This is a genomic window from Streptomyces sp. R-74717, assembly GCF_047305335.1.
Taxonomy (GTDB): domain Bacteria; phylum Actinomycetota; class Actinomycetes; order Streptomycetales; family Streptomycetaceae; genus Streptomyces; species Streptomyces atratus.
This window is the reverse complement of the sequence record NZ_CP102361.1, coordinates 9,956,857-9,970,627: the sequence shown is the minus strand read 5'-3', so window position 1 is coordinate 9,970,627 and position 13,771 is coordinate 9,956,857. Positions and strand designations below refer to the sequence as shown.

The window sequence follows — 13,771 nt, the reverse complement described above, 5'->3', positions numbered from 1 at the left end:
CGGATGGTCCTATTCGTCGCGCTGCGACGGCTTGGCCCCGCCGGTCGCATGGCGACGGAAGGCCTCTGCGGCGTCGTCCTCCCGGCCGTTGACGAGTATGTCGAGCAGGCGCGCGTGTTCGTCGACCAGCTTGTCGCGGCTGCCGGTGTAGAACGGGTTGGACACCACGCGCAGGGTCCAGAGACTGGGCTCCATCACCTCCCACAACCGCGGGAGCAGGTGGTTGCCGCTGGCCTGGCAGACGAGGCGGTGGAAAGCCATGTCGCTGTCGCGGAAGCTGCTCGGGTCGTCGTGCAGGGCCGCCTTTCGCATGTCGTCGATCACGGAGTTCAGCTGGTCGACGTAGCCCTCGGCGCGGCGCCGGGCGGTGGCTCGGGCGGCGAACTCCTCCAGCAGACCGCGCAGTTCTCGTGCCTGCTCAGCCTGCTCGATCGAGATATTGGCGACCCGGCTGCCCAGCCGCGGCACGTGAGTGACCAGGCTCTCGTGCACCAGCCGTTTGACGGCCTCGCGCACGGGAGCCTGGCTGATGCCCAGGCGTTTGGCGATGTCGGATTCGACGATCCGCTGATCCGGTGCCATCTCGCCGCTCAGGATGGCCGAGCGCAGCAGCCGGTAGACGCGGTCGGACAGCAGCCCGCCGGACGTCATGCCCCTGTTCTGTTCAAGCAGATCGTTCAGACCAGTCATCAGTGCTCCCTCTGCCGGATCATTGTCATCCTGTCGCCGGCGGACGGGTCCGCCAGATCAAGTCGGTATGCCCTGATGGCTGTTCCACCCCGGACCGCGACGGCTTCGTCAGCGGTCAGCCCGTCCAGCACCCGGGCCGTGGCCCCGGCCACGTCCTCGTACGGCGACCACTGTGTGCTGACCGGCCAGTCGGACCCGAACATCAGCCGGTGTGGCCCAAACACGTCGAGCGTCACCCGAGCCACGGCGTCCAGGCGCACTCCGTCCGGTTCGGCGGTGGCCTTGCCGAGTCCGGACAGCTTGCACACCACGTTGGGCAGTCGGCCCAGTGGCGTCAGCTGCGCGGCCCATTCGCTGAGGCCTTCGCGCCGCACGTCGACGGCCGAGATGGCGGCGTGGTCGACGACGAACCGCACCTGCGGCAGGTCCCTGGCCGCTGCGTATGCCTCACGCAGAGTCCCGTGCCCCAGCAGCAGGTCCATGGCCAGGCCCCGCTCGCCGAGAGCCGCGAGTGAGCGCCGCACTTGGGGCAGCCCGAGTCGGGCGCCCTCGCCTGCCCCGACCGGGTCACGGACCCCGACCAGCGCCGAACCCCCGTCATCCGCGCGGAGTGCGTCGATCGTGTCCACCGCGGCCGGGTCGGCGAGATCCGCGTGGACGACGACGCCGACGATCCGTGGGGACCGCGCGGCCAGGCCCAGCAGCCAACGAGCCTCGTCCACGGTCCGCCCGGCCTGCACGACAACCGCCGTCACCGACCCGGAGGCCGCGGTGAGGTCGTCGAGAAGGAAGGGGCGATGCAGTTCGCCTGCAGACCGCAGCCACGCATGGTCGTGCAGGTCGGGGTCCCACAGGTGGACGTGTGCGTCGATGACGGTCACGGCGTCGGCACCTCCTGCGGGAGCAGTCCCGCTGCGCGCAGCTCCGCCCACAGGTCGGCGGGGACGGTGGTCTGCGCCATGGCGAGGTTCTCCCGCACTTCATCGGCCGTTCTGGCTCCGACGACCAGAGCGGACACGGCAGGATGTCCCCACGCGAACCGCAGGGCCGCCGCCTTCATCGGCACCCCGTGGCGGGCACAGATCTCCGCGATGGCCAGTGCGGCGGCAACCTGGTGCGGCTCGGCTGTCCGGTAGTCGTACCTCGCGCCGGGTCGGGGATCGGCCAGCAGGCCGGAGTTGTACACCCCGCCCAGGATGACCCCGACACCGCGGGCCTCGCACTCAGGCAGCAGGCCCGTCAGAGCTTCCTGATCGAGGAGAGTGTACCGGCCGGCCAGCAGCACGCAGTCCACGTCGACTTGCGCAACGATCCGCTCCAGCATGCCGCTCTGGTTCATGCCCGCGCCCACCGCCGACACCACGCCCTGCTCCCGCAGGTCGACCAGGGCGCGGAAGGCCCCCGCGAGGGCCTCCTGCTCATGGTGGTCGGGGTCGTGCACGTGCGCGATGTCCACCCGGTCCAGGCCGAGCCGGGTCAGGCTCTGCTCCAGGCACCGCATGGTGCCGTCATAGGAGAAGTCCGGCTCGGCCCCGTCGTCGGTGAGAAGGTATCCGACCTTGGTCGCGACGACGACCTCGGACCTGGGTACCCCGGCCAGCACCTGGCCGAGGCGCTGTTCGGACACGCCACTGCCGTACCGGGGGGCGGTGTCGAACAGGCGCATCCCACCCGCCAGCGCGGCACGCACCGTGCCGGTGGCGTCCTGCTCCGGAACCGGCTCGTACAGGTTGCCCAGGGGCGCGCAGCCCAGGCCGAGCCTGCCGACCGTGAGACCGGTGCGGCCCAGCACACCCGGGCCCGAGACATGGTTCATCGCTGGGACGACCGCTGCTGGTCGCGCCACTGCTCGTACTCCGCGCGCGACTCCGACGTCAGCGGGTAGTAGTTGCCGAGCCGGGCGCCCTGGTCGAGACGCATCCGGCTGAACACCTCCCACTCCTGGTGGTCCTGGGCCGTGGCGACCACCTCCGGTGCGGTCGCCTGGGGGACGACGACGGCGCCGTCGTCGTCGGCGACCACGATGTCGCCGGGCAGGCACAACACTCCTCCGGCGGCAACCGGCACGTCGTACGCCCAGGGGAACAGCTCCGACTGGGAGGCATAGTGCGGGGTGGTGCCGGTGCACCAGATCGGCACGCCGAGCTCGCGGACCCGCGGAGCGTCCCGGATCCGGCCGTCGACGACGATCCCGGCGCCGCCCTTGCGCTTGAAGTAGCGGACGAGCATGTCGCCGACGCAGCCGCTGAACGCCGACCCGTACGCCTGGATGACGAGGACGTCGCCGGGCTGTACCGCCTCCAGGACCGCCCACAGGGCGGTTTGGCGTTCGACGGCCTCCTGGGCCAGGCCGCTGGCTATGTCTTCGCGCTGCGGCATGAACTGGAGCGTCAACGCCGAACCGGCGATCTTCTGCCCGGTCGTGAGGGGCTGCGGCCCCTCCATCCACGTGCGCCTGATGCCCATGCCGTGCAGCTTCGCGCACGCGGTGGCGCTGCTCACCTGGCCCATCTGATCCACCAGCTCCGCATCGGCACGCCGGTAGGTGTCACCGCGCACCGGAAGGGGAAACAGTGGCTGGGCATGCTCATCGTTCGTCATTCTACTTCTCCTGATATCGGTCGAACGTCGGGTGGCTCGGAGTGAACTGACGGCGCCTCACCCGCATGGTCAGGCCGAGCCGGGTCCCCGGCGGCAGGATCACCAGCAGGTGGTTGTCGAGCACGTCGATGCGCCGGGTACTGGTCGTGAGCTCGTCGGCCCGGTAGGCACGGTCAGGGCCGGGGTAGCCGCTGTCGAGTTGATCCACCACGACATGGTCGATGCCGTCCTCGGCGAACGCGCCGGCCTGCACGGCCACACGCCGCTCACGCGTATTGCTCAGGTTGACCAACTGGACGCCAACTCGGGCCTCGTCGAGGCCCTCGACGAGGGCGGCGACGTCGGCCGGCAGGCCGGGACGGCCGCGGTCGGCGTCCCAGTAGCGTACCCGTGCCTGCTGGAGCCCCCCGTTGTAGGGGGTGGCGGGAGCGCCGGTGGTCAGCTGCACCAGAATCTCGGTCACCACGGGATTGAGCCGCTGCCACCAGTGGATGTCATCGGTGCGGGTGGTCGTCGCGTCCTCGCGGACGAGTGCCATCCTGCGGGCGACCTGCCCCAGCGCCATGCCGAAGGCTCGGGCCGGGTAGTCGGGGTTGCGACCGTCGAGGTAGGCGAGCCACGGCGCCTCGTGTCCGGCCTCCTCCTTGTCGCGGAAGGCGTGCACGGTCGTCCAGTCGTAGCCGCATTCGCGCTCCACGCGGTCCAGCCGCTGCCGGTCCTGCGGGTCGCCGGAGCACCACCAGATCCAGGCCGGGAAGGCGATCTGCAGCGGCTGGTGGTCGAACCAGCCGTGCAGGCCGTACCGGTAGGGCACCAGTTGCAGGTCGCTGTCGGCATCAGGCCCGAGGCGCTGGAGCCAGGTCGTGGCCATGCTGGAGTCACCGTCACGAACCGGCCCGCGCGTCGCCTCTTCCAGCACCCGGTCCAGTGGGGCGCGGGCCAGGTCGAACCACGCGTTGTCGCCGGTGACCAGAGCGGCGTTCATGGCAGCGACGACCGCGACCGCGCCGACGCTGTGCAGACCGTGAGGCCAGGTCCAGCCGTACGGGCCGCCGTACCAGCGACCGTCGTGCAGCTCACCGACCTCCCCGGAGGGTCCCACGTTGTCGGGGATGACACCGCCCGCGGCGGCGGCCCGGTCCCGCCAGGCCTGCACGTAGTCGACGAGCCAGTCGCGGTACCGGTCCTCGCCCGTGTACAGCCACGCGTTGGCGATCAGCGAGGTGGAAGCAAGGTTCACCGCGACGTCGCCGTCGCCGAGCCGCCGGTTCATCGCCTCGCCCATACGCCGCGCGTTGACGGGGTCGGCCAGGTCGTCCCAGGTGTCGATGCCGGGCAGATCCTCCAGGGGCAGGCCGTACGGTTTCATGTTGGTCAGTTCCGCGCCGAACCCCTGCGCCCATGCGCCATCCACCCCACGGCGCGGCCCTCCGGCCCCGGTGTGTGGAGCCCGGATGATCCGCTGCGAGCCGTCGACGTTGCCGACGGGCGAGGTGGGCAGGTAGAGGTCGGCGAAGCGCAGCGCCCGCCTGCGGAACGCCTCGTCGGACGGGTCGGCCGCGCAGATCCCGTAGAACATCAGCAGCGACTCGCCCTGGTGGAACCAGTCGTACCCGCGCTCGTACTCGTCGACCAGGAACCCGGCGTCGGAAAGCTGCCGGGTGATCCCGTTCCAGTGCTTCTTGCTGGCGTCGAGCAGGTCGTCCGCCCCGCCGAGCATGTACAGCATCGGCCAGTTGAAGAACGGTTCGTAGAAGTCGTCCGCCCCGTCACGGCCTTTCAGTTCCCCGTCGAAGCGCAGCCCGCCGTCGGGGTGGCAGTACCGGTCCTCGAAGACCCGCCATGCCTCGTCCAGCACCGAGAACAGCTGTCGTTGCAGTACGGCCCAGGCCGGCGGTTCGCAGGCCGGCACGGACGCCGTCACGCTCACCATGTGCTTGTCCACGGTCACCCCTTCGTCGCGCCGGCGGTGAGGCCACCGACGATCTTGCGTTGCATGATCACGAAGAAGGCCAGCACCGGTGCGATCGCCAGGAGCAGCGTCGGATAGACCACGGACAGGTCGGTGGTGTGCAGACCGATCGCGGAGTACACGCCGGTCATCACGGTATACAGGCCCGACGTCGGGCCCAGCACGATCTGCGGGTTCACGAAGTCCGTCCAGACCCCGATGGTGTGCAGGACGACCGCGGTGACCACGACCGGCCGCATCAGCGGGAAGATCACTTGCCAGAAGGTGCGCAGCCGACCCGCGCCGTCGATCTGCGCCGCCTCGTCGAGCTCCCGGGGGATGGACTTGATGTAGCCCACGAACAGGAACATCGACAGGGGCAGGGTCAGCGTCGCCTCGTACATGACGAAGCCGGGGATCGTGCCCATCAGACCCGTGAAACGCAGCACGTAGATCACCGGGATGACCAGGACCTGCCCGGGGATGAACAGCCCGGCCAGGAACACCAGCAGCATCCCCTTGTGCCACGGGCGGGTACCCCGGGCGATGACGTAGGCGGCCGGACCGGCCAGCGCCAGAGACAGCGCGTTGACCAGGACCACGAACAGCACCGTCACACCGAACGCCTTGATGATGTTGTAGTCCGGCGACGACAGCGCCGATCGGAGATAGTCCGTGGACAGCACGCCCGGGTCGGCGGAGAACGGCCGTTGACGGATCGCCGACTCCGGTTTGAACGCGTTGACGATCACGAGGTACAGCGGCGCCAGCATGAACAGTGCGAAGAGACCGAGCATGACCGAGCCGACCCGGCTGCCTGCATTGTGGTTCACAGTTCCACCGCCTTCTCGCTACGTTGGCGCAGCGCCACGATCACGACGGCGAGCACCGCGATGACGACCATGAGGACGATGCTCTGGGCCGAGGCGTAGCCGATCTTCCCGTTCAGGAACGACTCCGACAGGACCAGGTACGCGTACGTCTGCGTGTGGCCGGCCGGACCACCGTCGGTCATCGCCAGTACCAGGTCGTAGACCCGCAGCAGCTGCACGAGCACCAGGACCACGTTGATCGTCACGGTGGGTGCCAGCATCGGCAGCACGACCTGGCGGAACGTCTGCCAGCGTGAGGCGCCGTCGATGCGCGCCGCCTCCAGCAGCGACTCAGGGATCGTCTGCAGCCCGGCGAGGTACAGGACCACGTTCACCCCGAACGTCGACCAGATCACCACGAAGACGACCGCTGCGAGCGCCCACTGCGGATCGGACAGGAACGGGATCTTCGAGCGGTGCGCCGCGGTCAGGAGGGTGTTGACCGCCCCTTCGCTGCTCAGTATGGCCGACCACAGGAAACCGATGATGACCGCGCCGAGCACGTGCGGGTAGAAGAACAGGCCCCGCAGCATCGCTTTGACGCGCCCCTGGCCGTTGAGCATGACCGCGAGGCCCAGGCCGAGGACGTTGCAGGCCACGGTGCCGACCACCGCGATCACGAGCGTGACGTATGCCGCGCTCGCCACGTCCGGGTCGTGGAACAGCTGAACGTAGTTGTCCAGGCCGACGAATTTGGAGTTGTCGGAGAAACCGTCCCAGTCGGTGAGGCTGAGCCGTCCGGCGACCACGACGGGGATGAGGATGAAGGCCACGATCGCCGCCAGTGCGGGGCCGACCATGAAGATGCTGGACAGGCTGCGGGCGGCGCGTGCGCGCAGCGGACGCGGGGAAGTGTGGTGAGTGTGACGGGGGCGCTCGGGGACCGGCGGGTTGTCCGACGGTCCAGGAGCGGTAAGCGTCACGTTACTTGGGCGCATTCGCGGCCCACCACTTGTCCATGGCACCCGCCACCTGCGCGGCCGTCGTCCCGAGATACATGCTCTGGACCTGGGTGTTGAACTCCGCAGGGAAGCCCGACGGGGAAGAGTTGTCGCCCAGTCCGGGGCCGATCGCCACGGTTTTGCCGCCGGCCTCGTCGAGGAGCTTCGCGATGTCCTTGGTCAGCGGGGAGGCTTCGTAGCTGTATCCGGTACGGAAGTTGCCCTCCACGCTCAGCGCCTTCGTGATCGCCTTCTTGTCGCTGACCAGGTACTTCACCAGGTCTATTGCCGCGTCCGCGTGCCTGGAGCTCTTGAGCACCGAGTACGGCATGGCCGGGTTGGCCGCCTGCGGCGGCGTGGAGCCGTCGAACGTGGGGACGGGGAACACGCCCGCGTCGATGCCCGGCTTCGCTTCGGCGAGCGAGGCCGCCAGCCAGTTGCCCATCACCATCGTCGCCGACTTGCCGGCTGTGAAGTTGTTGATCATGTCCTGGTACTTGATGCCGTTGGCGTCCTTGGGAACCAGGCCGTCCTTGATCCAGGACTGGTAGACGCCCAGGTACTTGGCGTAGTTGCTGTCGGCGAAGGTCACGGAGCCCTTGTTCCGCTTCGCGTACCACTGCGGCTCGGTGTTCATCACGTTCGGGTTGGCCATCATCAGGGCCTGCGCGCCGGTGGTCCACTCACCACCGGTCTGCAGCGGCGTGTAACCGGCACCCTTCAGCTTGCGCAGCGCGGCGGTGAACTCGTCGACCGTCTTGGGCGTCCCGGTGACACCGGCCTTGGCGAAGGCAGCCTTGTTGTAGAACACCAGCGACTGGAGCTGGACGCCGGTGCCGGCCATCCACACCTTGCCGTCCAGCTTGGACGCCTCCGCGAACGGTGCGTCCTTCACCCACTGCTCGTCGGGCAGCGGCTCCATCTGCCCGGCGAGAGCCGTGTTCTGCCCGCCGGCGAGGATGTCGGGCGGGCTGCCCGCGGCCAGTTGCTGCTTCAGCGTGTCCTCGATGCCCCTGCCGGTGGGCGCCTCGATCGTGACCTTCACTCCGGGGTGACTGGCGACGTACCCCGCCACCAGGTCCTCGTAGAACTGCTTGGTCAGCACCGGAGTGATGTTGACCAGCATGCGGATGTTCTTGTCGCCGCCTGCTGAGTCCGAGCCGGTCGAGCAGCCCGTGAGCAGTGCGGCGGATATGGCGATGGCACCCAGCTTGACCAAGTGCCGGCGAGAACCCGAAACCATCGAACCCTCCATCGATCGCTAATCGCTTATCGCTTATCGATAGCGAGCTCACCATCGAGGACCTGCCGGACGACGGTCAAGGCCTGTCAACGGAGGCGTTACCCGTTCGCAACCTGCGCTGCGTGCGAACTGTGCTTCATCCAGCGGGTTTTGAAAGATCCCTTGACACTCGCCACCGCCGACCCGCTACTTATCGCTCAACGATTATCGATTAGTCGGAGCGTCGTGCAACGAAGGCTCGGCCGGAGGCGCTGTGCGCCCGGACCGAGGGCCCGGTTCCAGTAGGCACCTACGAAAGGCACAACATGTCCAGATTCTCTCGACGTGATCTCCTCAGGGCCGCCGGGGCCGTCGGGGCCGGTGCGTCGGCGGCCCTCATCGCCGGGCCGGCCTACGCCGGTACCGGTGACCGGCGGGACCGGCCCAAGGACCAGAAGTCCTTCTTCGTGGCAACGAACGGGAAGGACTCGAACCCGGGCACGCAGACCGCACCTCTCGCGACGCTGGAGAAGGCGCGCGACGTGATCCGGACCTGGCGGCAGGGGGCGCCGGGCCGTGCCACGGAACCGGTGACTGTCTATCTCCGGGGCGGCACGTACCGGCGGACGCGAAGCTTCACCCTCGAAGCGCAGGACTCCGGTGCACCGGGCCGGCCGGTCACCTACGCCGCCTACAACGGCGAACAGGTCCGGCTCGTCGGCGGCGTGGACCTGCCCGCTACCGGTTTCGAGCCGGTCAGCGACCAGGCGATACGCAACCGCCTCCCGGCCGGGTCACGCGACATCGTCCGCGAGTTCGACCTGAAGACGCTCGGGATCACCGACTACGGCCAGATCCTCCAGACCGGATACGGCCTGCCGCGCACGGTCACCCCGCCCGAACTGTTCTTCAACAGCAAGGCGATGACCCTCGCCCGATACCCGAACACCGGATTCCTCACCGTCGGCCAGGTCATCGACCCGGGCGGGAACCCCCGCAGCGTCCTCGGCGACCCCGACAAGATGGCCGCCGAATTCGCCAAGGGGGCCACGTTCAAGTACACCGACTCCCGGCCATCGACCTGGACCGACACCAGCGACGTGTGGATGCAGGGCTACTGGTTCTACGAGTGGGCCGACGGCAACCTTCAGATCAAGACGATCGACCCGGCAGCGCAGACGATCTCCACCAAGACCGCCAGCATGTACAGCGTCAAGGCGGACCGGCGCTACTACTACTACAACGTGCTCGAGGAACTCGACTCGCCGGGTGAGTGGTACCTCGACCGGGCCACCGGGAAGCTGTACCTGTACCCGCCGAGCGCTCTGTCCGGCGCGACGGCGCAACTGTCGCTGCTCGCCGACCCGATGGCCGTCCTCAACGGCTGCTCGAACGTCACGTTCTCGAACCTCATATTCGAGGGGGCGCGAGGCGACGGCATCGTCATCACCGACGGCACGTCCAACACCGTTGCGGACTGCACCCTGCGACTCCTGGGCGGCCGCGCGGTCACGATCGGTGATGCGAGTGCCACGGCCGGCCCGCACGGCGGATCGCAGAACGAGGTCCGCGGCTGCCACATCCACGCCACCGGCCAGGGCGGCATAGCCCTCGCCGGCGGTGACCGGGCCACCCTCACCCCGGCGCACAACCAGGCGGTCGGCAACGAGATCCACGACTACAGCCGCCTCCAGTTGACGTACAGCCCCGCGGTCGAACTCGCCGGTGTCGGAAACCGCGTCGCCAACAACCACATCTACGACGCGCCGCACGTCGCCATCCTCTTCCGCGGCAACGACCACGTGATCGAGTACAACGAGATCAACGATGTGGTGAAGCAGACCAACGACGCCGGTGCCATCTACGCGGGACGGGAGTGGACCGGACGCGGCACGGTCATCCGCTACAACTTCCTGCACGACATCGTGGGCAGCGGCGGGTCCCACTTCGCCTCGGGCGTCTACCTCGACGACTGCTTCTGCGGAACGACGATGTTCGGCAACATCTTCTACAAGGTCGACACCGCCTTCCAGATCGGCGGCGGCCGGGACAACATCATCACCAACAACATCATGCTGTCGTCCGGCCGTTCGGTGACGCTCGACGAACGAGGACTCAACTGGGCGGCGGAGAACGTGGCACCCGGCGGCGCGTGGGGGATGTACAACCTGCTGGCCGCCGTTCCCTACCAGAAGGAGCCGTGGCGGTCGCGCTATCCGAACCTCGTGAACATCACCGACGACCAGCCGGCGTACCCGAAGTACAACGTCGTCGAGTACAACGCGCTCTGCACCGTCGCCGCGCTGGACATCGCCCCGTCCGCGCGCACGTACGGAACGGTTGACCGCAATCTGACACTCACTGCCGACCCCGGCGTCGTGACAGTCGTGGACGGGAAGCCGACCCTGGGCAACGACGACCTGATCGCCGCCCAACTCCCCGGCTACCAGCGGATACCCATGAACCGGATCGGACTCTCGTGACCCGCACGGCCGAGAGCCGCGGGACAGGGAACCGGCCCAGCCAAAGCCAGCAGATAAATTAGTAATTAATCTTGACGGTGGCCCGGTTGCCCCGTCAGTCTGTATCAGCCGAACGAGGGCCCGGCCGCCTGGGTCAGGAGGCCGGGCCTCGTTCCGTGGGCGCGCATGCGGAGTCGCAGGCACACCTCGGCACAGCACAGAGCCGCACCTTTCTGGTCACCCCGCAGTCCAACTCGTCGTACGCGTGAGGCAGTAGCCGACCGTCCGAACGGCGCCACCGGCAGAATCGCCGACAGCTTCACCACTCGAGGAGCCGACAGCCCCATGAACGGAAACGCCCGCTTCGCCGACAAGGTGGCAGTGGTCACCGGAGCCGCGTCGGGCATCGGCGCGGCCACCGCCGAACGGCTCGCTGCCGAAGGCGCCGCGGTGATCCTCGCCGACATCGCCGAGGACGCGGGCGAGCGTGTCGCCGCGGGCATCCGAGCAGCGGGCGGCCGGGCCCTCTTCGTCCGCACGGACGTCGCGGACGAGGGCGACTGGGGGCGGATCGTCTCCGCGGCGCACACCTTCGGCCCCGTCGACGTCCTGGTGAGCAACGCCTTCACGGTCGACGTCACCCCCGCGCACGAGATGACCGTCACCTCGTGGGAGCGCCAGCTCGCAGTGAACCTCACCGGAGCGTTCCTCGGCTTCCGTGCGGTCCTGCCCGACCTGCGCGAACGCCGCGGCGCCGTGGTGCTCACCTCCTCGGTCCACGCCCACAAGGGCATCCCCGGACATCCCGCGTACGCGGCGTCCAAGGGCGCGCTGCTCTCTCTGTGCGGACAACTGGCGGTGGAGTACGGACCCGAGGTGCGGGTCAACGCCGTCCTGCCCGGCCCCATCCTCACCGGGGCATGGGACCGGGTCTCGGAGGAGGACCGGAGGCAGAGCGTCACCGAGACTGCCGCCAAACGTTTCGGCACCCCCCAGGAAGCCGCGGCGGCGATTGCGTTTCTCGCCGCCGACGAGGCGTCCTACATCACGGGATCGAACCTGCTGGTGGACGGCGGCTGGTCCGTCGTCAAGGCCTCGGCCTGACCGTCTCCGTACCCATCGCACACCAGAAAGGTACACAGACATGACGCCATACGCGCGCCGCGGAGTGCACGGCCAGACCGTGGAGACTCTCGCGCGCCGGGTGCTGAGCGGCGAGCTCCCCGAAGGAGCGACACTCGATCTCGTGGCGCTGCAGGACGAGTTGGATGTCAGCCTGACCGCCTTGCGGGAATCCCTGAAGGTCCTCGCCGCCAAGGGGATGGTCGACGCGCGCCAGAAACGCGGCACCTTCGTCAGAGCCCGCGCCGACTGGAACCTCCTCGACGCGGACGTACTGCGCTGGCAGTTCGCGGGTGGCACCGACTCCGGCACCGATCCGGCACTGCTGCACAACCTCGGTGAGGTGCGCGGCATCATCGAGCCGGCCGCTGTCCGGCTGGCCGCCGCCCGCCGCACCGATTCCGACCTGGACGCACTCGAAGCGGCCCTCGCCGCGATGAGTGAGCAGGAGGGCGGCGCGGCCCACGCGGTCGAGGCAGACCTCGCCTTCCACCGCGCGCTCCTCGCGGCCACCCACAACGAATTGCTCGAACGCATGGAGATGGTCATCGAGTCGGGCCTCGCGCACCGCGACGAGATCGTGCACAGTTCGCCGCACGGCGAGGACCCCGTACCCAGTCACCGGGCTGTGCTGGACGCCGTACGCGACCAGGACCAGGCTGCCGCCGAACGCGCCATGCGGGACCTGCTCGACCAGGCCGTACGCGACCTCGACCGGGCCCGCGGCAACCGGCCGGCCACCGACGAGGGGACCGCGAACCGGTGAAGATCACTCGCATCGAGACGTTCCTCGTACCGCCACGCTGGCTGTTCTGCCGGATCGAGACCGACGAGGGCGTCGTCGGATGGGGGGAACCCGTCGTCGAGGGCCGGGCCGAGGTCGTCCGCGCCGCCGTCGATGTCCTCGCCGAATACCTGATCGGCCGGGACCCGCTGCGCATCCAGGACCACTGGCAGGTGCTCAGCAAGGGCGGCTTCTACCGGGGCGGCCCGATACTCTCCAGCGCCGTCGCCGGTATCGACCAGGCATTGTGGGACATTGCCGGCAAGGCCTACGGCGCCCCCGTGCACGCGTTGCTCGGCGGTCCGGTCCGCGACGAGGTGCGGGTCTACGCCTGGGTCGGCGGCGACGAACCCGCCCAGCTCACCGAGGAGATCACCGCCCAGGTCGAGGCCGGCTTCACCGCCGTCAAGATGAACGCGGCGGGTCGCACCACACCCCTCGCCACCCCCGCCGAGACCGCCGCCGTCGTCGATCGGGTGACCGCCGCCCGTGCGGTCCTCGGCCCCGGCCGCGATGTGGCCATCGACATGCACGGCAGATTCGGACCGGCCGGCGCCCGCCGGGTCCTGCACGCCATCGAGCCCCTGCACCCGCTGTTCGTGGAGGAACCGCTCCTTCCCGAACAGGGGCACCTGCTGCCCGCCCTCGTCGGCGCCACCTCCGTACCCGTCGCCACCGGCGAACGGCTGTACGGGCGGGCCGATTTCCTGCCCGCCCTCACGGCCGGCATCGCGGTCGCCCAGCCGGACCTCTCGCACGCCGGAGGCATCTCCGAGGTCCACCGCATCGCCTCGCTCGCCGAGACCTACGGTGCACAACTCGCCCCGCACTGCCCCCTCGGCCCGATCGCACTCGCCGCCAGTCTCCAGATCGCCTTCGCCACCCCGAACTTCCTCATCCAGGAGCAGAGCCGGGGCATCCACTACAACAAGGACGCCGACCTGCTGTCGTACGTCGTGGACACCGAACCGTTCCGCTTCGTCGGCGGACGGGCGCGGCGCACGGCCCTGCCGGGGCTCGGTGTCACGGTTGACGAGAACGCCGTACGCGCGGCCGACCGGACCGGGCACGCCTGGCGCAATCCGGTGTGGCGGTACGACGACGGCGCCTTCGCCGAGTGGTGAGC

General features: G+C 68.9%; 12 protein-coding genes. 4 read left to right on the top strand and 8 right to left on the bottom strand.

Annotated elements, in window-relative coordinates; all coding sequences use genetic code 11:
- Positions 1-9: 9 nt before the first annotated feature.
- The 8 genes from NRF20_RS45555 to NRF20_RS45520 all read right to left on the bottom strand — a co-directional run bounded on the left by NRF20_RS45555 (position 10) and on the right by NRF20_RS45520 (position 8,298).
- Positions 10-690 (bottom strand): GntR family transcriptional regulator, encoded by a 681-nt coding sequence (locus tag NRF20_RS45555; protein WP_398633081.1) that lies wholly within the window; start codon positions 688-690, stop codon positions 10-12.
- Positions 690-1,571, bottom strand: a complete 882-nt coding sequence (locus tag NRF20_RS45550) for an amidohydrolase family protein (RefSeq protein WP_398633080.1) — start codon at positions 1,569-1,571, stop codon at positions 690-692. Before NRF20_RS45550 ends, NRF20_RS45555 begins: the two co-directional genes overlap by 1 nt.
- Positions 1,568-2,506 carry an aldo/keto reductase gene (locus NRF20_RS45545; protein WP_413754446.1) on the bottom strand — a complete coding sequence of 313 codons (939 nt, stop codon included), beginning with the start codon at positions 2,504-2,506 and terminating at the stop codon, positions 1,568-1,570. The genes NRF20_RS45550 and NRF20_RS45545 overlap by 4 nt, the downstream gene beginning before the upstream one ends.
- The gene (locus NRF20_RS45540) at positions 2,503-3,291 is read right to left on the bottom strand and encodes a ribonuclease activity regulator RraA (protein ID WP_398633078.1); all 789 of its coding nucleotides are present in this window, start codon (positions 3,289-3,291) and stop codon (positions 2,503-2,505) included. The genes NRF20_RS45545 and NRF20_RS45540 overlap by 4 nt, the downstream gene beginning before the upstream one ends.
- A gap of 1 nt (position 3,292) precedes the next feature.
- Positions 3,293-5,236, bottom strand: a complete 1,944-nt coding sequence (locus tag NRF20_RS45535) for a hypothetical protein (protein WP_398633077.1) — start codon at positions 5,234-5,236, stop codon at positions 3,293-3,295.
- A gap of 2 nt (positions 5,237-5,238) precedes the next feature.
- On the bottom strand, positions 5,239-6,075 hold the full coding sequence (locus NRF20_RS45530) for a carbohydrate ABC transporter permease (protein WP_413754445.1): 837 nt from the start codon (positions 6,073-6,075) through the stop codon (positions 5,239-5,241).
- On the bottom strand, positions 6,072-6,914 hold the full coding sequence (locus NRF20_RS45525) for a carbohydrate ABC transporter permease (RefSeq protein WP_413754444.1): 843 nt from the start codon (positions 6,912-6,914) through the stop codon (positions 6,072-6,074). Before NRF20_RS45525 ends, NRF20_RS45530 begins: the two co-directional genes overlap by 4 nt.
- A gap of 124 nt (positions 6,915-7,038) precedes the next feature.
- Positions 7,039-8,298 (bottom strand): ABC transporter substrate-binding protein, encoded by a 1,260-nt coding sequence (locus tag NRF20_RS45520; RefSeq protein WP_398633074.1) that lies wholly within the window; start codon positions 8,296-8,298, stop codon positions 7,039-7,041.
- Positions 8,299-8,603: 305 nt separating this feature from the next.
- On the opposite strand from NRF20_RS45520, the gene NRF20_RS45515 reads away from it, so the two are divergent.
- From NRF20_RS45515 to dgoD, 4 genes are all read left to right on the top strand, one after another.
- Positions 8,604-10,760 (top strand): right-handed parallel beta-helix repeat-containing protein, encoded by a 2,157-nt coding sequence (locus NRF20_RS45515; RefSeq protein WP_398633073.1) that lies wholly within the window; start codon positions 8,604-8,606, stop codon positions 10,758-10,760.
- A gap of 324 nt (positions 10,761-11,084) precedes the next feature.
- A complete protein-coding gene (locus NRF20_RS45510) occupies positions 11,085-11,843 on the top strand; it encodes an SDR family NAD(P)-dependent oxidoreductase (protein ID WP_398633072.1) in 759 nt (252 codons plus the stop codon).
- 40 nt (positions 11,844-11,883) lie between these two features.
- Positions 11,884-12,627, top strand: a complete 744-nt coding sequence (locus NRF20_RS45505) for a FadR/GntR family transcriptional regulator (RefSeq protein ID WP_413754443.1) — start codon at positions 11,884-11,886, stop codon at positions 12,625-12,627.
- Complete coding sequence (gene dgoD, locus NRF20_RS45500; protein WP_398633070.1) at positions 12,624-13,769, top strand: galactonate dehydratase; 1,146 nt, start codon at positions 12,624-12,626, stop codon at positions 13,767-13,769. Before NRF20_RS45505 ends, dgoD begins: the two co-directional genes overlap by 4 nt.
- The last annotated feature ends 2 nt before the right edge of the window (positions 13,770-13,771 follow it).